Origin of the sequence: Streptomyces sp. Wb2n-11 (assembly GCF_001049855.1) — a bacterium.
GTDB lineage: Bacteria > Actinomycetota > Actinomycetes > Streptomycetales > Streptomycetaceae > Streptomyces > Streptomyces altiplanensis.
Window position 1 is genome coordinate 1 of sequence record NZ_CVPB01000001.1, and the last position, 24,101, is coordinate 24,101.

General features: G+C 72.8%; 4 protein-coding genes and 1 pseudogene. All 5 read right to left on the reverse strand.

Annotated features, from left to right (window positions below):
• Positions 1 to 74 precede the first annotated feature (74 nt).
• The 5 genes and pseudogenes from BN1555_RS00005 to BN1555_RS39795 all read right to left on the reverse strand — a co-directional run bounded on the left by BN1555_RS00005 (position 75) and on the right by BN1555_RS39795 (position 24,096).
• Positions 75 to 224 carry a hotdog family protein gene (locus BN1555_RS00005; RefSeq protein ID WP_176709888.1) on the reverse strand — a complete coding sequence of 50 codons (150 nt, stop codon included), beginning with the start codon at positions 222 to 224 and terminating at the stop codon, positions 75 to 77.
• A 226-nt stretch (positions 225 to 450) separates the two neighbouring features.
• The gene (locus tag BN1555_RS37715; protein WP_107081045.1) at positions 451 to 1,185 is read right to left on the reverse strand and encodes an acyltransferase domain-containing protein; all 735 of its coding nucleotides are present in this window, start codon (positions 1,183 to 1,185) and stop codon (positions 451 to 453) included.
• Positions 1,186 to 1,615: 430 nt separating this feature from the next.
• A pseudogene (locus BN1555_RS41410) lies at positions 1,616 to 3,047 on the reverse strand (beta-ketoacyl synthase N-terminal-like domain-containing protein).
• Positions 3,048 to 3,106: 59 nt separating this feature from the next.
• Positions 3,107 to 14,446 (reverse strand): type I polyketide synthase, encoded by an 11,340-nt coding sequence (locus BN1555_RS00020; RefSeq protein ID WP_093796780.1) that lies wholly within the window; start codon positions 14,444 to 14,446, stop codon positions 3,107 to 3,109.
• Between the two features lie 89 nt (positions 14,447 to 14,535).
• Complete coding sequence (locus tag BN1555_RS39795; RefSeq protein ID WP_255305785.1) at positions 14,536 to 24,096, reverse strand: type I polyketide synthase; 9,561 nt, start codon at positions 24,094 to 24,096, stop codon at positions 14,536 to 14,538.
• Positions 24,097 to 24,101 lie beyond the last annotated feature (5 nt).

A 24,101-nucleotide genomic window follows, 5' to 3' on the forward strand; every position in this document is an offset into this window, starting at 1 on the left:
GGACCGCGCCGTGTTCCGGAAGAGCGAGCGGCGCAGCCAGCGTCAGCTCCTCGACGTGATCGCAGCCGACCTCGTCACCGGCCCGGATCGCCAGCTTCCAGCAAAGCCGTGCCCGGCACCAAGGACCCGGCCATCACCGCATGATCGGCCAGCCACGGATGCGACTGCACCCCCAGACGACTGGTGAAAAGCAGCACACCGTCGTCCTCAGCCAGCTCCACCACACCATTCAGCAGAGGATGACCGCCGACACCAGCCCGACCGCCACCGCATCATCAGCACCACCCCGCAGACTCCGAGGCCAGAACACCTGACGCTCGAAGGCGTACGTCGGAACATCCCACCCGCGACGCCCCGGTCCCCGCGAAGAACCGCCCCAGTCCACCACCGCACCACACACCATGCAACTGGGACACAGCCGCGACAACCGACAACTCCTCAGGCCGATTCTTACGGAGGACGGGCACGGTGACGGCCTCGTCCGGTACCGACTTCGCGTGCCATGGCGGAGAGGACCCCGTCCGGACCCAGCTCCAGGAACGTCGTCACGCCCTGTTCCGCGAGGGTGCGGATGCCGTCGGCGAAGCGCACGGCCTCACGGACGTGACGCACCCAGTACCCGGCCGAGCACAGCTCCTCGGCCGACGCCACACCACCGGTCAGGTTCGGACCACCGGAATGACCGGCTCGGCGTACGACAGGCTCTCCGCGACCGCCCGGAACTCCTCCAGCATCGGATCCATCAACGGCGAATGGAACGCGTGCGAGACCCGCAGCCAGGTGGCCTTGCGGCTGTTCCTCCAGCCGCGCCGCGACCTCCAGGACCACGTCCTCGTGACCGGAGATCAACCACCGACGACGGGCCGTTGACCGCCGCGATCGAAACCTGGCCCTCCGCTCGACCAGCAGCGGCAGGACCTCGTCTCCGTCGCCTGCACCGCGACCATCGCTCCACCGGACGGCAACGCCTGCATCAACCGGCCCGCGCCACCACCAGACGGACCGCGTCCTCCAGCGAGAACACCCCGCCACATGCGCCGCCGCGATTTCACCGATGGAGTGTCCGGCCACGAAGTCGGGCCTGATCTCCCACGACTCCACCAGACGGAACAACGCCACCTCGATGGCGAACAACGCGGCTGGGTGAAACCCGTCTCGTTCAGCAGGTCGACGTCCTCGCCCCACATCACCTCACGCAGCGGGAGCCCCAGCAGCGGTCCAGTACAGCGAGTACCGAATCCAACGCCTCCGCGAACACCGGGAACCGGCCGTACAACTCCCGGCCCATCCCCAACCGCTGCGAACCTGACCCGAGAACAACACGCCGAACGGCCACCGACCACCACACCCGACACCACCGACGCATCGGCTCGCCGACCGCCAGTGCTGCCAGCGCGCGCATCGTCTCGGCACGCTCGCCGGTCGGTAACCACGCGCGGTGCTCGAACTTCGACCGGCCCGTCGCCAGCGAGTACCCGACATCCACCGGCCCAGCTCCGGCCGACCCTCCATCGAGGCCAGCAGCTTGGCGGCCTGGCCACGCAGCGCCTCCGGCGTCCTGCCGGACAGCACCCACGGCACCACACCAGCTCCACCGCAGGAGCCTCGGACCCCGTCACCACCGTTCCCTGGATGACGTTCGCCGGCTGCTCCAGGATGACGTGCGCGTTCGTACCGCTGATCCCGAACGACGACACACCCGCACGCCGGACACGACCGGCCTCCGGCCACGGCGTCGACTCGGTCAGCAGCTCCACCGCGCCCGCCGACCAGTCCACATGCGAGGACGGGGCGTCGACGTGCAGCGTCGTCTGCGGCAGCACACCGTGGCGCATCGCCATGACCATCTTGATGACACCCGCCACACCCGCGGCCGCCTGCGTGTGGCCGATGTTCGACTTCACCGAACCCAGCAGCAGCGGACGCTCCGGATCGCGATCGCGCCCATACGTCGCAGCAGCGCCTGCGCCTCGATCGGGTCACCGAGCGTGGTACCGGTGCCGTGCGCCTCGACCACGTCCACGTCCTCGGCCGACAGCCCGCCACTGGCCAGCGCCTGGCGGATCACCCGCTGCTGCGACGGGCCGTTGGGCGCCGTCAGACCATTGGACGCACCGTCCTGGTTGACCGCACTGCCCCGCACCACGGCCAGGATCTCGTGACCGTTGCGCAACGCGTCCGACCGCCGCTCCAGGAGGAGCATGCCGATGCCCTCGGACCAGCCGACGCCGTCGGCGGACTCGGAGAACGGCTTGGAGCGTCCGTCGGGGCCAGGCCCCGCTGACGGGAGAATTCCACGAAGGTGTCGGGGACCGACATCACGGTGACGCCGCCGGCCAGCGCCAGCGAGCACTCACCGCTGCGCAGGGCCTGCGCGGCCAGGTGCATCGCGACCAGCGACGACGAGCACGCGGTGTCCACCGTCACCGCCGGGCCTTCGAAACCGAAGGTGTACGAGACCCGGCCGGAGGCGACGCTCAGCGCGCTGCCCTGGCCCTGGAAGCCCTCGAATTCCTTGCCGCTCAAGTTGGTGTTGTAGCCGCCGTACATCACACCGGCGAACACGGCGGTCTGGCTCTCGCGCAGCGACACCGGGTCGATGCCCGCCCGCTCGATCGCCTCCCACGACGCTTCGAGCAGCAACCGCTGCTGCGAGTCCGTCGCCATCGCCTCACGCGGCGACATCCCGAAGAACTCCGGGTCGAACTCGCCCGCGTCGTGCAGGAATCCGCCCTGCCGCGTGTAGGACGTGCCCATGTGCTCGGGGTCGGGGTTGTAGAGCCGTCGACGTCCCAGCCGCGGTTGTCCGGGAAGTCCGTGACGACGTCGGCGCCTTCGGTGACCACGCGCCACAGATCTTCCGGCGAGCCGATGCCGCCGGGGAAGCGGCAGCTCATGCCCACGATGACCACCGGATCGTCGTCCAGCATGGCCTGGGAGAGCGCCGGTACGGCCGTCGTCGCGTCGGTGTCTGCGGCCTCCGGACCGACGAGTCCGTCGAGCAGGTGGTCCGCCAGTGCCTCGACGGTCGGGTAGTCGAAGACCATCGTCGCGGGCAGCCGCAGTCCGGTCGTCGTGTTCAGCCGGTTGCGCAGTTCCACCGCTGTCAGCGAGTCGAAGCCCAGGTCGCGGAAGGCCCGTTTCGGGTCGACCCGTCGCCGCTCGTGTGGCCGAGCACGAGGGCCGCCTGGTCCCGTACCAGGGTGAGCAGCGTCTCGTACCGTTCGGCACGCTCAAGCTTGCTGAGTCGCTCGGCGAGGCCCGCGTCCGTACGCGTTCCAGGACCCGGGACCGCCGTACGTCGCACGCCCGGCCGGACCAGGCCGCGCAGCAGCGGCGTGACGGCGCCCTGGGCGCGCAGTACGGACAGGTCCAGCCGTACGGGTGCAACCGCGGCCTGGCCGGTGGCCAGCGCGGCGTCGAACAGTGCGATGCCCTGGTCGACCGAGAGCAGGGGCATGCCCGCCTCGGCGGCCCGGCGAAGATCGGCTTCGCCGAGACCGCTCGTCATGCCGGCGCCCTGGTTCCAGGCGCCCCAGGCGAGCGAGACTCCCGGCAGGCCCTCGGCCTGCCGGTGGGCGGCGAGCGCGTCCAGGAAGGCGTTGCCCGCCGCGTAGTTGGCCTGCCCCGCGCCACCGATGACTCCGGAGACCGAGGAGTAGAGGACGAAGGCGGCGAGGTCGAGGTCCCGGGTCAGCTCGTGCAGGTTCCACGCAGCGTCCACCTTCGGACGCAACACCCCCGCCAACCGCTCCGCACTCAACGAACCGATCACACCGTCATCCAGCACACCCGCCGTATGCACCACCGCCGTCAACGGAAACTCAACCGGCACCGACGCCAACAAGCCGGCCAGCGCCTCACGATCAGCCACATCACACGCCGCCACCTCAACCCGCGCACCCAACGCCCGCAACTCATCCGCCAGCTCAACCGCCCCCGGCGCCTCCACCCCACGCCGACTGGTCAACACCAAATGCCGCACCCCACGCTCCGCCACCAAATGACGCGCCAGCACCCCACCCAGACCACCCGTACCACCCGTCACCAACACCGTGCCCCGCGCATCCCACACCCGCGGCATCGACAACACGATCTTGCCCACATGCCGCGCCAGACTCATGAACCGAAACGCCTCCCGCGCCCGGCGCACATCCCACACCCGCACCGGCAACGGCTCCAAAACCCCGCGCCCGAACCACTCCACCACCACAGCCAGCATCCGCTGGATCCCCACCGGATCCACCCAGCCCAAGTCGAACGCCCGGTACTCCACCCCCACCGGAACATCCCCCGCCGCCCGCACATCGGTCTTGCCCATCTCCAGGAAACGCCCACCCGCACCCACCAAACGCAACGACGCATCCACGAACTCACCCGCCAACGAGTTCAGGACAACATCCACACCCCCACCACTGACACCCCGGAACGCCGCCTCGAACTCCGTCGACCGCGACGACGCAATGTGATCGTCCGCCACCCCCAACGACCGCAGCACATCCCACTTGCCCTCACTCGCCGTCGCGAAGACCTCCGCACCCAGATGACGCGCCACCTGAACCGCCGCCATACCCACACCACCCGCACCGGCATGGATCAGCACCTTCTCCCCCGGCCGCACCCCACCCAACTCCACCAACGCGTGATACGCCGTCAAGAACACCAACGGCACCGACGCCGCAACCTCCCACGACCACCCCTCGGGCAGTCGGGCGAGCAGCCGGGCGTCGCCGACCACGAGGGAGCCGAAGCCACCGGACACCAGGCCCATGACCGAGTCGCCGGGCGTCAGCCCGGTCACCTCGGGGCCCACTTCGGTCACCACGCCCGCGGCCTCGCGCCCCATGCGCCCGGCGTCGCCGGGGTACATGTCGAGCGCCTTGAGGACGTCGCGGAAGTTGACACCGGCGGCGCGGACCTCGATCCGCACCTCGTGTCCGGTCAGCGGCTCAAGGACCTCGGGGAAGGGCGCCAGGGTCAGCCCGTCCAGGCTGCCCTTCGTCTCGCTGTCCAGCCGCCACGGCACTCCGGCCGGCGGCACGAGCCCTGTTCCGGACTCCAGCCGGGCGAGGCGGCCCGCTCGAATTCCGTTGTCGCGGATGACCAGTTGGGGCTCGTCGGCGGTCAGTGCCTGGGCCATTTGCACGAAGGCGTCCTCGGCGACACCGAGGTCCACCAAGCCGAAGCAGCCGGGGTTCTCCGTCTGCGCGGACCGCACGAGGCCCCAGACCGAAGCGGCGGCGACGTCCGTGACGTCCTCGTCGCCGGACGCCATCGCGCCACGGGTGACGAACACCAGCCGCGAGCCGACGAACCGCTCATCGGCAAGCCACTGCTGAGTGAACGTCAGGGCTTCGGAGGTCAGAGCGTGAGCCGACTCCACGACACCGTCCCGGACCGTGCCGGTGACGCTCACCAGTACGGTGCCCGGCACCGGGGCGTCACAGGCCGTCAGGGATGCCAGATCGGCGTACGTCTCGACGCTCGACCCCACTCCCGTGAGCCCGTCGGCCAGCCCGAACGGGTCGGGTCCCACCAGTGCGACGGCTTCGGGCACCTCGGCACCCGACTGCACGGAAACCCAGTCGAGGCCGAACAGCGCGTCCCTGGCCAGCGCGGCGTCCGCGCTCAGCTCTTCGTTCGACACCGCGCGTACGAGCAGGGAGTCGACCGAGGCAACCGGCGCCCCGGACAGGTCGGTCACAGAGATCGACACCGCGTCCCGGCCGTCGACCGGAGCGATCCGCACCCGCAGCGCGGCAGCACCCGACGCGACGAGCGACACGCCCTCCCACGAGAACGGCAGACCACCACCGCTTTCGCCGCTTGCCTCACCGGCGAGCAGAGAAGCGTGCAGTGCCGAGTCCAGCAGAGCCGGGTGCAGACCGAACGCGGCCGCATCCCCCTGCGCACTCTCCGGCAGACCCACCTCGGCGAAAACCTCGCCGTCGCGCCGCCAGACGGCCCGCAGACCCTGGAACACCGGACCATAAGCAAAGCCCAGCTCCGCGAACCGCTCATAGCAGCCCTCGACCTCCAGCGCCTCCGCGCCCGCAGGCGGCCACACCGTCGCATCGAAGTCATCAACGGACGCCCGGCCACCGGCCGTCAGCACACCCGAGGCATGCTGCGTCCACGGCTGCTCGTCGGCGCCGTCGAGCCGGGAGTGCACGGTGACCGGATGCCGGTCCGTGTCGTCCGAGGCCCCGATGCGCACCTGCACCTGGACCGCGCCGTCTTCCGGCAGCACCATGGGGGCCGCGAGCGTGAGCTCCTCGACCCGGTCGCAGCCGACCTCGTCACCGGCGCGGAACGCCAGCTCCAGCAGCGCGGTGCCCGGCACCAGGACCCGGCCCATGACCGCGTGATCGGCGAGCCAGGGGTGCGACTGGACGGACAGCCGTCCCGTCACCAACGCGCCCTCGCGCTCAGCGAGTTCGACGGTCGCTCCAAGCAAGGGGTGCCCGGCCGCTTCCAGCCCGGCGGCGCGTACGTCACCGGCGGCGTCGGCCTGCGAACCGGCCGGCCAGATCCACTGGTGCTGGAAGGGGTACGTGGGCAGGTCGACCCGCGACGCATCCGTTCCGGCGAACACGGCGAGCCAGTCCACGGGAACACCCCGGGTGTGCAGCTGAGCAAGGGCCGCGAGGGCTGCGGGCTCCTCGGCCCGGTCCTTGCGCAGTGCCGGTACGGTCACGGCTCCCTCGGACACGGACTCCTGCGCCATGGCGGAGAGCACCCCGTCCGGACCCAGCTCCAGGAACGTCATCACGCCCCGGTCGGCGAGGGTCTGCACACCGTCGGCGAAGCGCACGGCCTCGCGGACGTGGCGCACCCAGTACTCGGCCGAGCACAGCTCCTCGGCCGACGCCACACCACCGGTCAGGTTCGACACCACCGGAATGACCGGCTCGGCGTACGACAGGCCCTCCGCGACCGTGCGGAACTCCTCCAGCATCGGATCCATCAACGGCGAATGGAAGGCGTGCGACACGCGCAGACGCGTCGTCTTACGGCCCAGCTCCACGAGCTGGGCAGCAACCTTCAAGACCGCCTGCTCGCCTCCGGAAACCACCACCGACGACGGCCCGTTGACGGCCGCGATCGACACACCGTCGACCAGCAGCGGCAGAACCTCGACCTCCGTCGCCTGCACCGCGACCATCGCTCCACCGGACGGCAACGCCTGCATCAACCGCGCCCGCGCCACCACCAGACGGACCGCATCCTCCAGCGAGAACACCCCCGCCACATGCGCCGCCGCGATCTCACCGATCGAATGACCCGCCACGAAGTCCGGGGACACACCCCACGACTCCACCAGCCGGAACAACGCCACCTCGATGGCGAACAACGCCGGCTGAGTGAAACCCGTCTCGTTCAGCAGCTCCGCGTCCCCGCCCCACATCACCTCACTCAACGGGCGCCCCAGCAGCGGATCCAGTACAGCGAGCACCGAATCCAGCGCCTCCGCGAACACCGGGAACCGGCCGTACAACTCCCGACCCATCCCCAACCGCTGCGAACCCTGACCCGAGAACAACACCGCCGAACGGCCACCGACCACCACACCCGACACCACCGACGCATCAGGAACACCGGACGCCAAGGCCGTCAGTGCGCGCACAGTGCCGGCGGAGTCACCCGCCAGGACCACCGCACGGTGGTCGAACAGCGACCGGCTCGTCACCAGCGAATACCCGACATCCACCGGGCGGGGCGCCGTCTCCCCGTCCACCACCGACAGCAGCCGCGCCGCCTGGGCCGCCAGCGCCTCCGACGTCCTGCCGGACAGCACCCACGGCACCATGCCCGCCTCGTGCACCGTGGGCGCGCCTTCGGTGACCACGGACCCGCGGATGACGTTCGGCGACTGCTCCAGGATGACGTGCGCGTTCGTACCGCTGATCCCGAACGACGACACACCCGCACGCCGGACACGACCGGCCTCCGGCCACGGCGTCGACTCGGTCAGCAGCTCCACCGCGCCCGCCGACCAGTCCACATGCGAGGACGGGGCGTCGACGTGCAGCGTCTGCGGCAGCACACCGTGGCGCATCGCCATGACCATCTTGATGACACCCGCCACACCGGCCGCAGCCTGCGTGTGGCCGATGTTCGACTTCACCGAACCCAGCAGCAACGGACGCTCCGGATCGCGATCGCGCCCATACGTCGCCAACAGCGCCTGCGCCTCGATCGGATCACCCAGCGTGGTACCGGTGCCGTGCGCCTCGACCACGTCCACGTCCTCGGCCGACAGCCCGCCACTGGCCAGCGCCTGGCGGATCACCCGCTGCTGCGACGGGCCGTTGGGCGCCGTCAGACCATTGGACGCACCGTCCTGGTTGACCGCACTGCCCCGCACCACGGCCAGGATCTCGTGGCCGTTGCGCCGTGCGTCGGAGAGGCGCTCCAGCACGATCATGCCGACGCCTTCCGACCAGGCGACGCCGTCGGCCGACTCGGAGAACGCCTTGGACCGGCCGTCGGGGGCCAGGCCGCGTGCGCGGGAGAACTCGACGAAGGTGCTCGGGGTGGACATGACGGTGACACCGCCGGCCAGGGCCAGCGAGCACTCACCGCTCCGCAGGGCCTGGGCGGCGAGGTGCATGCCGACCAGGGAGGAGGAGCACGCCGTGTCCACCGTCACCGCCGGACCCTCCAGGCCAAGGGTGTACGACACCCTGCCGGAGGCCACGCTCGGTGCGCTGCCGTTGCCCCGGAAGGCTTCGTACTCCTCGCCCGTGAGCAGCGGCCCGTAGTCGTTGTACATGACACCGGCGAATACGCCGGTGGCGCTGCCCTTGAGCGTGGCCGGGTCGATCCCGGCCCGCTCGATCGCCTCCCACGAGGTCTCCAGCAGCAGCCGCTGCTGGGAGTCCGTCGCCATCGCCTCGCGGGGCGACATTCCGAAGAACGCCGGGTCGAAGTCGCCCGCCGTGTGCAGGAATCCGCCTTCGCGGACGTGGGTCCGGCCGGGGTGGTCGGGGTCCGGGTCGTAGAGGCCGTCGAGGTCCCAGCCTCGGTTGGCGGGGAAGCCGGAGATGGCGTCGCCGCCCTCCGTGACGAGTCGCCAGAGGTCCTCGGGCGAGGTCACTCCGCCCGGGTAGCGGCAGGCCATCCCGACGATCGCGATCGGGTCGTCGCCGCCCGGGGGCAGGGCGACGGCAGTCGGCGCCGCCGGTGCCTCTTCCGCGGCGCCGAGCAGTTCGTCGCGCATGTGGTCGGCGAGGGCGCTCGGGGTCGGGTAGTCGAAGACCATGGTCGCGGGGAGCCGCAGGCCGGTCACGGTGTTGAGGCCGTTGCGCAGTTCGACGGCGGTCAGGGAGTCGAAGCCCAGGTCCTGGAACTGGCGGGACGCCTCGACGTCCGTCGCGTCGGCGTGTCCCAGTACCCGGGCGATCTGGCCACGGACCAGGTCGAGGAGGACGTCGCGGCGTTCGGCGGCGTTCAGTCCGGCGAGGCGCTCGGTGAGGCCGCCGGCGGTCTGGGAGATCTGGGCGGCGGCGCGGCGGCCCAGGGAGCGGATGAGACCGCGCAGCAGGGGCGGGATGTCGCCCTGGGCGCGCAGGACGGGCAGGTCGAGACGTACGGGTGCGAGGGCCGCGACGTCCGAGCCGAGGGCGGCGTCGAACAGCGCCAGGCCCTGAGGGACGGTCAGGGGCGGCATGCCGGAGCGCGCGATGCGCTCGACGTCGATGTCGGTGAGTGTGCCGGTCATGCCGACGCTCTGGGTCCAGGGGCCCCAGGCGAGGGAGTGGCCCGGCAGTCCGTGCTTCTGCCGGTGGGTGGCGAGGGCGTCCAGGAAGGCGTTGCCTGCCGCGTAGTTGGCCTGTCCGGGGCTGCCGAGGGTGGCCGCGACGGAGGAGAAGAGGACGAACGCGGCCAGGTCGAGGTCCCGCGTCAGTTCGTGGAGGTGCCATGCGGCGTCGGCCTTCGGGCGTAGCACACCGTCGAGCCGCTGCGGGGTGAGCGAGCCGATCACGCCGTCGTCGACGACTCCGGCGGTGTGTACCACGGCGGTGAGCGGGTGGTCGGCGGGGACGGTCTCGAGCAGGTCCGCGAGTGCGGTCCGGTCGGTGACGTCGCAGGGTGCGACGGTCACCCGGGCGCCCTGTGCGGTGAGTTCGGCCCGGAGTTCGTCGGCGCCTTCGGCGGCGAGGCCGCGGCGGCTGACGAGCAGCAGGTGGCGTACGCCGTGCTCGGTGACCAGGTGGCGGGCGAGTACGCCGCCGAGGCCGCCGGTGCCGCCGGTGATGAGGACGGTGCCGTCGGTGTCCCAGGCGGGCCGCCCGGTGGGGGCCTGGACGCGGGTCAGGCGGGCGGCGAGGAGCTGTGTGCCGCGTACCGCGAGGTCGGGCTCCTCGGCCGCGGCCGCGAGTGCGGAGCGCAGGAGGGCCGGCACGGCCTCCAGGGGGAGTGAGGCCGTGCCGGGGTCGATGTCCAGGAGGCCGAGGCGTCCCGGGTTCTCGGTCCTGGCGGTTCGTACGAGGCCGTGGACCGAGGCGGCTGCGAGGTCGTCGCCGGTGTGTGCGCCCCGGGTGACGAAGATCAGGCGGGCGTCGGCGAAGCGGTCCTCGTCGAGCCAGTGGTGGAGGTGTCCGAGGACGGTGGCGCCCAGGGTGTGGGTGGCCGCCACGACGCCGTCGTCCGTGGTGCCGGGTTCGCCGTTCGCGGCGATGAGGACCACGGCGGGGACGGGCTGGTCCGAGGCGGCGAGTTCGTCCAGGCCGGGGTGGGCCGTCACCGGGAGTCCCGCGGTGCGCAGGTGGGCGGCCAGGCCGAGGGGGTCGGGGCCGATCACGGCGACCGTGTCGGGTGCGGCGGTGGCCGGGTTCTTCGTCTCGGTCCAGTCCACGCGGAACAGTGAGTCGCGGTGGACGGGGCCGGTGTCGTCGAGGTCGGCGGTGGGGACCGTGCGGGAGACGAGGGAGTCCACGGACAGGACCGGGCCGCCCGCGGTGTCGTAGATCGCGATGGAGACGGTGTCGTCGCCCGCGGGGGCGAGGCGGGCGCGTACCGCCGTGGCGCCGGAGGCGGTCAGTGACACGCCCTCCCACGCGAACGGCAGGCCGCCGCGGCTGATGGCGCCGAGGTCGGTGAAGGCGGCCGCGTGCTGGGCGGCGTCGAGCAGGGCCGGGTGCAGGCCGAAGGCGCTCGCGTCGGTGCCGGAGTCCTCGGGGAGCGTGACGTCGGCGTACACCTCGTCGCCGAGCCGCCAGGCGGCGCGCAGTCCGCGGAAGGAGGGGCCGTAGTCGAAGCCGAGTGCGGCGAGCCGGTCGTAGCAGCCGTCGAGGTCGACGGGGTCGGCGCCGGGGGGCGGCCACACGGTGGCGTCGAAGCCGGGGCCGGGGGCCGGCGCGCCGGGTGCGACGAATCCGCTGGCGTGCTGGGACCAGGGGAGGTCGAAGCCGTCCTCGGCGCGGGAGTAGATGCCGAGCGGGCGGCGTCCGGCGGCGTCGGCCGCGCCCACGCGTACCTGGAGCTGGACGGCGCCGTGTTCGGGGAGGGCCAGGGGCGCGGCGAGGGCGAGTTCCTCGACGCGATCGCAGTCGACCTCGTCGCCGGCGCGGATGGCCAGTTCGACGAAGGCGGTGCCGGGCAGCAGGGCGCGGCCGCGTACGCCGTGGTCGGCGAGCCAGGGGTGGGTCCGCAGGGACAGCCTGCTGGTGAACAGCGCGCCCTCGCCGTCGGCGAGTTCGACGGCGGCGCCGAGCAGGGGGTGTCCGGCGGAGCCCAGGCCGGCGGCGCGCATGTCGCCGGAGGCGTCGAGGGCGGCGGCGGGCCAGAAGCGGCGGCGCTGGAACGGGTAGGTGGGCAGGTCGACGCGCTGGGCGCCGGAGCCTTCGTAGAGGCCGGACCAGCGGACGGTGGCGCCGCGTACGTGCACCCGTGCGAGGGCGGTGACCGCGGTGAGTTCCTCCGGGCGGTCCTTGCGCAGCAGCGGCACGATCTGCGCCTGCTCGGTCAGCGAGTCCTGGGCCATGGCGGAGAGCACTCCGTCGGGGCCCAGCTCCAGCAGGGTGGTGACGCCGCGTTCGGTGAGGGTGTGGACGCCGTCGGCGAACCGTACGGCTTCGCGCACGTGCCGTACCCAGTAGGCGGCGGAGCACAGTTCCTCGACGTCGGCGATCCGGCCGGTCACGTTCGACACGACGGGGATGCGGGGCTCGGCGTAGGCCAGGCTCTGCGCGACGGCGCGGAACTCGTCGAGCATCGGGTCCATGAGCGGCGAGTGGAAGGCGTGCGAGACGCGCAGGCGCGTCGTCTTGCGGCCCTGCGCCTCGAAGTGCGCGGCGATGTCCTGTACGGCGCTCTCGTCGCCGGAGATCACCACGGAGGTGGGTCCGTTGACGGCGGCGATGGAGACCCGCTCGGTGAGCAGCGGAGTGATCTCGTCCTCGGTGGCACGGACGGCGGTCATGACGCCGCCGGCGGGCAGGGCGGCCATCAGTGAGGCGCGGGCGGCGACGAGGCGGCAGGCGTCCTCCAGGGAGAAGACGCCCGCCACGTGGGCGGCGGCTATCTCGCCGATGGAGTGACCTCCGACGAAGTCGGGCGTGAGGCCGAGGGAGGTGACGAGGCGGTACAGGGCGACCTCGACGGCGAAGAGCGCGGGCTGGGTCCAGCCGGTCTCGTCGAGCGGTCCGGGGTCGGTTCCCCAGACGATGTCGCGCAGCGGGCGGTCGAGGTGGGGGTCGAGTGCGTCGGCTGCGGCGTCGAAGGCCTGGGCGAACACCGGGAATCTGGCGTGGAGTTCGTGTCCCATGCCCAGGCGCTGGGAGCCCTGGCCGGAGAACAGGACGGCGAGCAGGCCCTCGTCGGCCACGCCCTCGGCGATCTGCGTGGGTTCGGGGGCGCCGGGCAGCAGGACGGAGCGGTACTCGAAGGCGGAGCGGCCGGCGGCGAGGGAGTGACCGATGTCGACGGGCCGTACTCCGGGGTTGCGCTCGATGAAGGAGAGCAGCCGGGTGCGCTGCTCGGCCAGGGCGGCGGCGGACCGGCCCGAGAGGACCCAGGGGGTGACGGCGGGGGTGGCGGTGTCGTCGGCGGGGGCGGTCTCGGGGAGGGCCGGAGCCTGTTCGAGGATGACGTGGGCGTTGGTTCCGCTGACGCCGAACGAGGAGACGGCGGCGCGCCGGGCGCGGCCCGTCTCGGGCCACCGGACGGGCTGGTCGAGGAGTTCGACCGAGCCGGTCGTCCAGTCCACGTCGTGGGAGGGTTCGCCCGCGTGCAGACTGCGCGGCATCAGGCCGTGCCGCAACGCCATGATCATCTTGATGACGCCGGCGGCGCCGGAGGCGGCCATCGTGTGGCCGATGTTCGACTTGACCGATCCCAGCCGCAGGGGGTGCTCGCGGTCCTGTCCGTAGGTGGCCAGCAGCGCCTGGGCCTCGATGGGGTCGCCGAGCGTGGTGCCCGTACCGTGCGCCTCGACGAGGTCGACGTCGGCGGGTGTCAGCCGGGCGTTCTCCAGGGCCGCGCGAATGACGCGGCGCTGGGAGGGGCCGTGGGGTGCGGACAGGCCGTTGGAGGCGCCGTCCTGGTTGATCGAGCTGCCGCGCAGCACGGCCAGCACGGGGTGTCCGGCGCGCTGGGCGTCGGAGAGCCGCTCCAGTACGAGGACGGCCGCGCCCTCGCCCCAGCCGGTGCCGTCGGCGTCCTGGGAGAAGGACTTGCAACGGCCGTCGGCGGCCATTCCGCTCTGGGCGGTGAAGGAGACGAAGGGGCCGGGCGTCGCCATCACGGAGGCACCGCCCGCCAGGGCCATGCTGCATTCGCCGTTGCGCAGGGACTGCGCCGCCCAGTGCAGGGCGACCAGGGAGGAGGAGCAGGCGGTGTCGACGGTGACGGCGGGGCCCTCGGCCCCGAGGGTGTAGGAGAGCCGTCCCGAGATGACGCTCGCGGCGTGCCCGGTGGTCGAGAACTGCTCCGCGTCCTCGCTGGAGGCGTTGATGACCGCAGCGTAGTCCTGCCCGGCGGTGCCGACGAACACGCCGGCCCGGCTGCCGCGCAGGGTCAGCGGGTCGATGCCGGCGCGCTCCAGGGCCTCCCAGGCGACCTCCAGCAGCAGTCGCTGCTGGGGGTCCATGGCGACGGCCTCACGGGGTGAGATCCCGAAGAACCCGGGGTCGAAGTCCGCCATGTCGTAGAGGAAGGCGCCCTCGCGGGCGAGGCTGTGGCCGGGGCCGTCCCCGGCGAGGCGCTCCAGGTCCCAGCCCCGGTCGGCGGGGAAGTCCCCCATGACGTCGCGGCCCTCGGTGACCAGGTCCCACAGGTCCTCGGGGGAGGTCACACCGCCGGGGTAGCGGCAGCCGATTCCGACGACGGCGATGGGCTCCTCGGCGGCCGCCACCAGCTGCTGGTTCTGCTGACGGAGCCGCTCGATCTCCTTCAGCGACGACCGCAGGGCCTCGACGTACTTGTTGGGGGACGTGCTCATCGAACTCTCCAGGTCTCTTTCGGTTTGCAGATGCCGCACAGTCGGTGACGTCCGTCCGGCGCGGCCGGGCGGATGTCACCGGGGGGCCGCTACATGTCGGTGACGAGCCGCAGCAGGCTTTCGGCATCCATGTCGTCGAGGTCCTCGATCGGGTCCTCGCCGTCGAGAGGCCCGGTGGTCGCCTCGGCGGCGTCGGCGGTGGCGAGTTTGAGCACCATGTCCAGAAGTCCTGCTTTTCGGAGTCTGCTGATGGGAACGGAGGCGAGCACGTGGCGGATCTCGGCGTCGGGATCGTCGGCCCGGTCGTCGACGGTGTGCCCGGGGGCGGCGCCGAAGAGCAGGGAGCCGATGTGCCGGGCGAGGGCGGCCGGGGTGGGGTGGTCGAAGGCCAAGGCCGCCGGCAGCGGCAGGCCCAGGGCCGCCCGCAGCCGGTTGCGCAGCTCGACGGCCGTCACCGAGTCGAAGCCGACGTCGCGGAACGCTCGGGTGGCGGGGATGGCGTCGGTCGCGTCGTGACCCAGGGTCGCGGACGCTTCGGCGCGTACCGCCTCCAGCAGGGCCCGTTCGCGTTCGGCGGTGGGCAGGGCGTCGAGCCGCTTCCTGAGGGGCGGGGTGGCGGAGCCGTCGTCGGCGGGTGCTTCCTCGCCCGCCGACAGGGCCCGGCCGGCCTCGGGGATGCCGGCGAGCAGCGGGCTGGGCCGGGTCGCGGTGAAGCTGGGGGTGAAGCGTTCCCAGTCCATCAGCGTCACGGTGAGCGCCGTGTCGTCGTCCTCCAGCATCTGCTGGAGCGCCGCGATGGCCAGCGGCGGCTCCATCGGCATGACGCCCTGGCGCCGCAGCCGCTCGTGGACCTCGTCGGCCGTGGCCATGCCGACCGCGGCCCAGGTGCCCCAGGCGACGGAGGCGGCGGTCAGGCCCTCGGTCCTGCGGTGCTCGGCCAGGGCGTCGAGGAACGCGTTGGCCGCCGCGTAGCCGGGCTGGCCGCCACTGCCCCAGGTGGCCGCGCCCGACGAGAACAGCACGAACGCGTCCAGGTCGAGGTCGCGGGTCAGTTCGTGCAGGTGCAGGGCGGCGGTGAGCTTGGACCGCATCAGGGCGTCCAGCTGTTCCAGGGTCAGCGATTCCACGGAGGCGTCGCCGTCGGCGACGCCGGCGGCGTGGAAGACCGAGGCGAGGGGGAACTCGGCGGGGATCGCGGCCAGTACGCCGGTCAGCGCGTCGCGGTCGGCGGCGTCGCAGGCGGCGATGGTGACGCGGGCGCCGAGACCCTCCAGTTCGGCGCGGAGCGCGGCCGCGCCGGGCGCGTCCTCGCCGCGGCGGCTGGTCAGCACCACGTGTCCGGCGCCGCGCTCGATCATCCAGCGGGCGACCCGGCCGCCGATCCCGCCGGTGCCGCCGGTGATCAGGGCGGTGCCCCGGCCCTGCCAGCGGCGCTCAGGGCTGTCCGCGGTGGGCGCCGCGTGGGTGAGGCGGCGGCCGTAGATCCCGGTCGGGCGGACCGCGATCTGGTCCTCCCCGTCCAGGCCCGCCAGTACGGCGGTCAGCCGGGCTCCGGATCGGGCGTCCAGGGTCTCCGGGAGGTCGACGAGACCGCCCCAGCGGTCCGGGTGCTCCAGCGCGATCACCCGGCCCAGGCCCCACAGGGCGCCTTGCACGGGCCGGGTGAGACGGTCGTCCCTGCCCACGGACACCGCACCGCGGGTGGCGCACCACAGGGGGGCGCGCAGTTCCGCGTCGCCCAGGGCCTGGACGAGGGTGAGCGTCAGGGCCAGTCCCGCGGGTACGGACGTGTGGTTCGGGTGGCGCTCCTCGACGGGCGCAAGCAGGGACAGTACGCCGGTGAACTCCGTTCCGTCGGCGGTCAGTTCCTTGAGGCGCTTGGCCCAGGCGGCGCGGCCTGCGCCGTCGCTGCCCTCCGCCTCCAGCCGGACCGTGTCCGGGCCGAGCAGGGCCAGTACGGCGGTGATCCAGGCGCCGTCGGCCCGGTCCGCCGGTACCACGGCGAGCCAGCGGCCCGCGGGTGCGGTGGTGCCGGGCTCGTTCAGCCGGGTCCAGTCGACCCGGTAGCGCCAGGCGTTGACGGCCGAGCGCTCCCGCGACTTGGCGCGCCACGCCGACAGGGTGGGCAGTACGTCGCCGAGCGAGGAGCGTGCTCCGCCCTCGGCGACACCGAGTTCGTCGGCCAGGGACTCCAGGTCTTCGCTCTCGACGAGGTCCCAGAAGGCGCTGTCCGTGGCGCCGCCGTCACCGGGGGCCGCGGCGCCGGCCGTGGCCGCCGCGGGCTCGGGCCAGTACTTGCGGTGCTGGAAGGCGTAGGTCGGCAGGTCGACGGGGACGGCGGCGCCGGCCGGGAACGCCGTGCGCCAGTCCACGGCGGTGCCGTGCGCGTGGGCCTCGGCGAGGGAGGCCAGGAAGCGCCGGAGGTCGCCCTCGTCGCGGCGCAGGGTGCCCAGCACCACGGCGGAGTCGGCGACGGCCTCCTCCACCGTCTCCTGGGTCTCCTGGATCGGGGCGGCCAGCACCGGGTGCGGGCTCATCTCGATGAAGACGCGGTGTCCGTCCGCGAGGAGCGCGCGGGTGGCCTCCTCCATCCGTACGGTCGTGCGCAGGTTGGTGTACCAGTACGCGCCGTCGAAGGCGGCGTCCGTCAGCCGGGCGCCGGTGACCGTCGAGTAGAACGGAACGCGCGGGCTCGCGGAGACGACCGGAGCCAGGACGCGTGAGAGGTCGTCGCGCACGGCTTCGACGTGGGCGCTGTGCGAGGCGTAGTCCACGGACACCTTGCGGGCGCGGACGCCCTGCTGTCCGCAGGCGGCGAGCAGTTCGTCCAGCGCCCCGGCGTCGCCGGAGACGACGACCGACGAGGGCCCGTTGACGGCCGCCACGGACAGCAGCTCGCCCCAGGGCTCCAGCAGGGCGCTCACCCGCTCGACCGGCGCGGCCACCGACATCATGCCGCCGAGCCCGGAGAGGCGGGGCAGCGCCTGGCTGCGCAGGGCCACGACCGCGGCGGCGTCCGCCAGGGTCAGCGCGCCGGCCACGTACGCGGCGGCGATCTCGCCCTGCGAATGGCCGACGACGGCCGACGGCTCGACTCCGTACGAGCGCCAGAGCGCGCTCAGCGCCACCATCATGGAGAACAGCGCGGGCTGGACGACGTCCACCCGTTCGAGCAGCGTCGGGTCTCCTTCGCCGGCCAGTACCTCGTGCAGGGACCAGTCGATGTACGGGGCGAGCGCGTCGGCGCACTCGTCCACGGCGGTGCGGAACACCTCGGAGTGGGCGAGCAGTTCGCGGCCCATCCCCCACCACTGGGAGCCCTGGCCGGGGAAGACGAACACCGGTCCCCTGGCGCCCTCGCCGACGGCGCCCTGTACGACGCCTGCCGCGGCGCGTCCCGCGGCCAGTGCTTCGAGGGAGCGCAAGAAGTCGTCGCGGGTGCGGCCGATGACGACCGCCCGGTGGTCGAAGGACGCGCGGGTGGTCGCCAGCGACCAGCCCACTCGTGCGGGCGACAGGCCGGGGTCGGCGTCGGCGAGGGCGAGCAGCCGGGCCGCCTGGTCGCGCAGCGCCGCCCCGGACTTGGCGGAGACCGGCCACGGCACGACCTGCTCGTCCGCGGGGTCCTGCGCGGCGTCGGCGTCCGCCGTCCCGATTTCGGCGAGGGGCGCCTGCTCCAGGATCAGGTGGGCGTTGGTGCCGCTGATCCCGAAGGACGACACTCCGGCGCGCCTGGGCCGGTCGGTGTCCGGCCACGGGGTCTGACCGGTCAGTAGTTCCACCGCGCCGGACGTCCAGTCGACGTGCGTGGAGGGGGTGCCGGTGTGCAGGGTTCCGGGCAGGACGCCCTCGTGCATGGCCATGACCATCTTGATGACGCCGGCGACTCCGGCGGCGGCCTGGGTGTGACCGATGTTGGACTTCAGCGAGCCGAGCCACAGCGGGCGCTCGGGGTCGCGGCCCTGGCCGTACGTGGCGAGCACGGCCTGCGCCTCGATGGGGTCGCCGAGCCTGGTGCCGGTGCCGTGCGCCTCCACCGTGTCCACGTCCGCGCCGGTGATCGCCGCGTTGGCGAGGGCCTGGCGGATGACCTGCTGCTGGGCGGGCCCGTTGGGGGCGGTGAGCCCGTTGGACGCGCCGTCCTGGTTGATCGCCGAGCCGCGGATCACCGCGAGGACGCGGTGGCCGTTGCGCCGGGCGTCCGACAAACGCTCCAGCAGGACCAGACCGACGCCCTCCGCCAGGGTCATGCCGTCTGCGGCGTCGGAGAACGGCTTGCAGCGGCCGTCGAGCGCGAGCGCCCGCTGCCTGCTGAAGCCCACGAAGGCGTGCGGGGTGCCCATCACGGCCGCGCCGCCCGCCAGCGCGAGGGTGCTCTCGCCGCTGCGCAGCGACTGGCAGGCCAGGTGCATGGCGACCAGCGAGGACGAGCAGGCGGTGTCGACGGTGACGGCCGGGCCCTCGAACCCGTACAGGTACGACACGCGGCCGGACAGCACACTGGCCGCCGTGCCGGTGACCATGTGCACCTCGGAGCCCTCGGCGCCGTTGTGCGCGGTTGTCGCGTAGTCCTGGTGGCTGGCGCCGATGAAGGTGCCCGCAGTGGTGCCCCGCAGCGAGTCCAGGTCGATCCCGGCCCGCTCGAAGGCCTCCCAGGAGGTCTCCAGCAGCAGGCGCTGCTGCGGGTCCATCGACACGGCCTCACGCGGCGAGATGCCGAAGAACGCGGGGTCGAAGTCCGCGGCGTCGTGCAGGAATCCGCCCTGGGTGGAGTACGTCCGGCCCTGCCGGTCGGGGTCGGGGTCGTAGAGCCCCTGGGCGTCCCAGTTCCGGTCGGCGGGGAATTCGGAGATCACGTCCACGCCGTCCAGGGCGAGGCGGATCAGCTCCTCCGGGGTGTTCGCGCCGCCGGGGTAGCGGCAGCTCATGCCGATGATGGCGATCGGGTCGTCGTCGGCCCCCGCGGACGTGGTGCGGGCCGCCGAGGCGGGTTCGGGGCCGCTGCCCAGGGCCGCGCCCTTGAGGAACCTGGCGAGTGCGACGGGGTTGGGGAAGTCGAAGACCAGGGTCGAGGGCAGGGTGAGTCCGGTGGCCGCGACGATGCGGTTGCGCAGGTCGACGGCGGTGACCGAGTCGAAGCCGATGTCGCGGAAGGCGCGCCGCTCGGGGAAGGACTCCGCGGAGGCGTGGCCCAGGACGGCGGCCGCCTCGGTGCGCACGAGGGTGAGCAGCAGGCGTTCCTGTTCGGCGTCCGTCAGGTCGTGCAGCCGCGCGGCGAGGTCGCTCGCCGCGGGCAGGCCGGCGGCCTGCTGCGGGGCCGGGGCCAGCTGGCGGGCGACCTCGGGCACCTCGTCGAACAGGCGTGTGGGGCGGCCGGTGGTGAAGATGGGGTAGTACGTGTCCCAGTCGATGTCGGTGAGCCCGATGACGGTCTCGTCGTCGTCGAGGACCCTGCCCAGGGCGCTGAGCGCCTGCTGCGGGTCCAGGTAGGCCAGGCCGCTGCGGCGGATGTGGTGCGGGTCGGCGAGCTCGCGTTCGATGTCGTCGGGCCACTTGCCCCAGTGCACCGAGGTGGTGCGCAGACCGCGGGCGCGGCGGTTGACCGCGAGCGCCGAGAGGTAGGCGTTGCCCGCCACGTAGGCGGCGTGGTGGCCGCTGCCCCACATGCCGGCGGTGGACGAGTACAGGACGAAGTCGTCGAGCTCGTCGTGGTCGAGGAGTTCGTCGAGGTGCTGGGCGCCGGTGACCTTGGCGTGCACGACGTCGGAGAACGACTCCGTCGTGGTCTCGGCCAGGGTGTACAGCTCGATGACGGCCGCGGTGTGGATGACCGTGCGTACGGTGCGGCCCTCGGCCTTGAGGTCCGCGAGGAGCGCGGCGACGGCGTCGCGGTCGGTCACGTCGCAAGCGACGGCCTCGGCCTCGGTGCCCGAAGCGGTCAGTTCCGCGACCAGTTCGGCCGCGCCGGGGGCGTCCGCGCCCCGGCGGCTGGCGAGCACCACATGGCCGGCGCCCCGGCCGGCGAGCCAGCGGGCGAGGTCGGGGGCGAGGGTGCCGGAGCCGCCGGTGACCAGGGTCGTACCGCGTGGGGTCCACGTGCGGGAAGGGCCCTGTCCGCCGGACTTGGCGCGGACGATGCGGCGGGCGAAGACTCCGGAGGGGCGGACGGCGAGCTGGTCCTCGTCGCCGAGCGCGCCCGCGAGGGCGGAGACCACGTGTCCGGCCGCCCGCCGGTCCAGTGCCGGCGGCAGGTCGATGACGCCGCCCCAGCGGTGCGGGTGCTCCAGCGCCGTGGTCCAGCCGACGCCGGCGATCTGGGCCTGTACCGGGTGGGTCAGGGCGTCGGACCGGCCGGTGGACACGGCGTCCCGGGTGAGGAACCACAGGGGCGCGGTCACGCCGGCGTCGCCGAGGGCCTGGACGAGCGAGACGGTCAGGGCGAGGCCGAGGGTGAGGCCGGGGTGGCGCTCGCCGCGCTCCTCGGCGGCGGCGAGTGTGGAGACGATGCCGGTGAACTCGCCGGCGGAGGACAGCAGCTCGGCGAGGACCGCGCGGTCGGTGTGCGCGTCGTCGAGGACCAGCCGGGTCACTTCGGCGCCTGCCGCGGTCAGCAGGCCGGTGGTCTCGCTGTCGTCGGTGCCGTCGGCGGACACCACGAGCCAGGTGCCCGTCAGTGACCGCTGGGAGACCTTGGCCAGCGGCGTCCAGGTCACCCGGTAGCGCCAGGAGTCGGTCCTGGAGGATTCGTTGCGCGACTTGCGCCAGGAGGACAGGGCGGGCAGCACGGCGGCCAGCGCGTCCTCGTCCGTCCGCAGGGTCGAGGCCAGGGTGCTGAGGTCCTCCCCCTCGACGGCCGCCCAGAACTGGGCGTCGGCGGGGTCGGCCGTCGTATCGGCCCGGTCGCTCACGGCGGGGATGTTCCAGAAGCGTTCGTGCTGGAAGGCGTAGGTGGGCAGATCGACGCGTCGGGCGTCGGTGCCCGTGAAGAGCGCGGCCCAGTCGACGTCGACGCCGCGCACGTGGACCTCGGCGGCGGAGAGCAGGAAGCGCGCGAGTCCGCCGCGCCCGCGGCGCAGCGTGCCGGTGGCGACGGCCGGCTCGCCGTACGCCTCGGTCATGTCCTGTACCGACATGGTCAGGGTGGGGTGCGAGCTGACCTCGACAAACGCGCGGTGCCCGCCGGCGAGCAGGTCGCCGATCGCTGCGGCGAACCGCACGGTTTGCCGCAGGTTCGTGAACCAGTAGGCCGCGTCCATCGTTTCGGTGTCCAGCCAGTCGCCGGTCACCGTGGAGAAGAACGGGACGTCGCTGGTGCGCGGGGCGACCGGTGCGAGGACGTCGAGGAGTTCGTCGTGGAGGTTCTCGACCTGCGCGGAGTGCGAGGCGTAGTCCACCGCGACGCGCCGCACCCGGATGTCCTCGGCCGTCAGCAGCGCCGAGAGTTCGTCGAGCGCGCCGGGTTCGCCGGAGACGACGACCGAGCGCGGTCCGTTGACGGCGGCGACCGACACCCGGCCCTGCCAGTCTGTCAGCCGGCTCTCCACCTCGTCGACGGGGAGCGGTATCGACATCATCCCGCCGTGGCCGGCCAGGGTGCGGCCGATCGCGCGGCTGCGCAGGGCGACCACCCGGGCACCGTCTTCCAGGGAGAGCGCGCCGGAGACGACGGCCGCGGCGATCTCGCCCTGCGAGTGGCCGACGACCGCGTCGGGCTCCACCCCGTGGGCGCGCCACAGGGCGGCGAGGGAGACCATGACGGCGAAGGACGCGGGCTGTACGACGTCGACGCGCTCCAGGGACGGCGCTCCGTCGGCGCCGCGCAGCACATCCTCCAGGGACCAGTCCACGAACGCGCCGAGTGCCGTGGCGCATTCGGCGATCCGCTCGGCGAAGACCGGGGATTCGACCAGCAGTTGGGCTCCCATGCCCACCCACTGAGAGCCCTGGCCGGGGAAGACGAACACCGTCCTGCCCTCGACGTCGGCCACGCCACGGACGAGATCCGCCCAGGGCTGGCCGGTGCTCAGCGCGGTGGTTCCGGCGAGGAGTCCGTCGTGGTCGGCGCCGACCACGACGGCCCGGTTCTCCAGGAGCGCGCGCGAGGCGACCAGGGAGTGGCCGACGTCGGCCGGCCGGGCCGGCGGGGCGGTCTCCAGGTGCGCCACGAGGGCGGCCGCCTGGTCGCGTACCGCCGCCTCACCGCGGCCGGACAGGATCCAGGGCACCGCTGCGGCGGCGAAGGGCGCCGCGGCGGGCTCGTCCGTCTCGGCCGGTTCCGGGGCCTGCTCCAGCAGGGCGTGGGCGTTGGTGCCGCTGATGCCGAACGAGGACACCGCGCACCGGCGCGGCCTGTCCGACTCGGGCCAGGTCACGGAGTCGGTCAGAAGGCGTACCGCGCCCGAGGACCAGTCGACGTGCGAGGAGGGCGTCTGCGCGTGCAGGGTCGCGGGCAGCACGCCGTTGCGCATGGCCATGACCATCTTGATGACGCCGGCGACTCCGGCGGCGGCCTGGGTGTGACCGATGTTGGACTTCAGCGAGCCGAGCCACAGCGGGCGCTCGGGGTCGCGGTCCTGGCCGTACGTGGCCAGCAGGGCCTGCGCCTCGATGGGGTCGCCGAGCCTGGTGCCGGTGCCGTGCGCCTCCACGGCGTCGATGTCGGCGCCGGTGAGTCCTGCGGTGGCGAGGGCCTGGCGGACCACGCGTTCCTGGGAGGGGCCGTTGGGCGCGGTCAGCCCGTTGGACGCGCCGTCCTGGTTGACCGCCGAGCCGCGCAGCACGGCGAGGACCTGGTGTCCGTTGCGCCGGGCGTCCGAGAGGCGTTCCGCGACGAGTACGCCGACGCCCTCGCCCCAGCCCGTGCCGTCGGCCTCGTCGGAGAAGGCCTTGCAGCGGCCGTCGCCGGCCAGGCCGCCCTGCTTGCTGAACTCCACGAAGACCGAGGGTTCGCTGAGTATGGTGACGCCGCCGACGACGGCCAGCGAGGACTCGCCGTTGCGCAGCGACTGCGCCGCCACGTGCAGCGCGACCAGTGAGGAGGAGCAGGCGGTGTCGACGGTGATGGCGGGGCCTTCGAGCCCCAGGGTGTAGGCGATGCGTCCCGACAGCACGCTGGCGGCGGTGCCGGTCAGGGCGTGTCCCTGGAGTTCACCGGCGGCGGCCGCCGAGGGCGCGCCCCAGTGGTAGGCGCCGACGAACACCCCGGCCCGGCTGCCGCGCAGCGCGGTGGGGGCGATCCCCGACCGCTCCAGGGCCTCCCAGGTCACTTCCAGCAGCAGTCGCTGCTGGGGGTCCATGGCCAGCGCCTCGCGCGGGGAGATGCCGAAGAAACCGGCGTCGAACTCGGGTGCCTCGTAGAGGAATCCGCCTTCGTGGGTGGCGCTGTTTCCTTCGCCCGTCCCGGTGAGCCGGTCGAGATCCCAGCCGCGGCCCGCGGGGAATCCCGATATGGCGTCGCCGCCGGATTCGACGAGTTCCCACAGGGCTTCCGGGGAGCGGACTCCGCCGGGCAGCCTGCAGCTCATTCCGACAATGGCGATGGGCTCATTGTCCTTGAGTTCCAGTTCTCCGATGCGCTGACGCGCACGGCGGAGATCGGAAGTGACTCGCCTCAGGTAGTCGACGACTTTGTCCTGCTGATCTTCTGGCACCGGTC